This window comes from Arthrobacter sp. Y3223164, assembly GCF_059091005.1.
The window spans coordinates 1-1,336 of sequence record NZ_JBNHGF010000566.1 but is presented as its reverse complement, the minus strand read 5'-3'; the positions used below and the strand labels follow the sequence as shown (position 1 = coordinate 1,336).

The 1,336-nt window shown below is 71.0% G+C and carries 3 protein-coding genes and 1 pseudogene; all 4 read left to right on the top strand.

Going from position 1 to position 1,336, the window contains the following annotated elements:
• Window positions 1-187, top strand: a pseudogene (locus tag AC5RUJ_RS16445) (gephyrin-like molybdotransferase Glp); the annotation flags it as partial.
• Window positions 184-660 carry a cyclic pyranopterin monophosphate synthase MoaC gene (gene moaC / locus AC5RUJ_RS16440; protein WP_494014178.1) on the top strand — a complete coding sequence of 159 codons (477 nt, stop codon included), beginning with the start codon at window positions 184-186 and terminating at the stop codon, window positions 658-660. The pseudogene AC5RUJ_RS16445 and the gene moaC, both read left to right, overlap by 4 nt.
• On the top strand, window positions 657-1,148 hold the full coding sequence (locus AC5RUJ_RS16435) for a MogA/MoaB family molybdenum cofactor biosynthesis protein (protein ID WP_494002411.1): 492 nt from the start codon (window positions 657-659) through the stop codon (window positions 1,146-1,148). The genes moaC and AC5RUJ_RS16435 overlap by 4 nt, the downstream gene beginning before the upstream one ends.
• Window positions 1,149-1,205: 57 nt before the next feature.
• On the top strand, window positions 1,206-1,336 hold a 131-nt coding region (locus AC5RUJ_RS16430), incomplete at its 3' end, for a molybdenum cofactor biosynthesis protein MoaE (RefSeq protein WP_494156266.1).

Genomic DNA, 1,336 nt, shown 5'->3' with positions numbered 1-1,336 from the left:
CGCGGAGTCACCGGCGGGCAAACACCAGGTGCGGCGCGGCCGTTACGACGGCGGACGGGTGCAGCTGGTCGGCGGAGCGGGGTCCCACCTGGTGCACGCGCTGGCGCAGTCCAACGCGCTGGTCCACCTGCCCGTGGGGATGGAACGCGCCGAAGCCGGCCAGGACGTGGAAATATGGCTGCTATGAGTGAAGCAGAACGCCTGACCCATGTCCGCGAGGACGGCACGGCGCACATGGTCGATGTCAGCGGCAAGGACGAAACCACCCGGGAAGCCACGGCGCAGGCCGTGCTGACCACCCGCCCCGACGTGGTGGAACTCCTGGCCGCCGGTTCGCTGCCCAAGGGCGACGCGTTGGCCGTCAGCCGGGTCGCCGGGATCATGGCGGCCAAGCAGACGCCGCAGCTGATCCCGCTGTGCCACCCGCTGCCGATCAGCAAGGTCACGGTGGACTTTTTCCCGGCCGCGGAATCCGTGCGGATCGAGGCGACGGTGAAGACCCGCTCGGTCACCGGCGTGGAAATGGAGGCGCTGACCTCCGCCTCGGTGGCGGCACTGAGCCTGTACGACATGGTCAAGGCCGTGGACAAGCACGCGGTCATCTCCGACATCAAGGTGCTGGCAAAATCCGGAGGCAAGAGCGGGGACTGGGCGCTGTGAGCGCCAGGACCGCCGGCATCATCGTCGCCTCCACCCGCGCCGCGGCCGGCGCCTACGAGGACGAATGCGCCCCCTTGATCTCCGAGTGGCTGGCCGGACACGGCCTGGCCGCCGGCGTCCCCCAGATCGTCGCCGACGGCGAACCCGTCCGCCAGGCGCTGCGGAAGATGCTCGCCGCCGGGCCCCGGGTGATCGTCACCAGCGGAGGCACCGGGCTGGCCGCCGACGACCGCACCCCGGAAATCACCGCCGTCGCGCTGGAACGGGAATTGCCCGGCGTGATGGAAGCCATCCGCGCGTACGGGCGGACCAAGACCCCGCTGGCCGCGCTGAGCCGGGGCGTGGCCGGGACCGCCGGTTCCACCTTTGTGGTCAACCTGCCCGGCTCTCCCGGGGGAGTGCGCGACGGCCTGGCCGCCCTGGATCCGCTGATCGGGCACATCTGCGCGCAGTTGGAAGGCGACACCGACGCAGGCCATGCCGGCTGACGCCGCCCCGCGCCGGCCAAGGGATACTGGAAGCATGCAGCCGATGAGAGGACAACCATGACCAGCACGGTGCTGTACGCCGCGGTAACCGGCGAGGCGATCGACGCGGGCGAAGCTACCGCCGCGGTGGGCTCCGCCGAGTGCGGCGCCGTGGTCAGCTTCAGCGGCGTGGTCCGCAACCACGACGG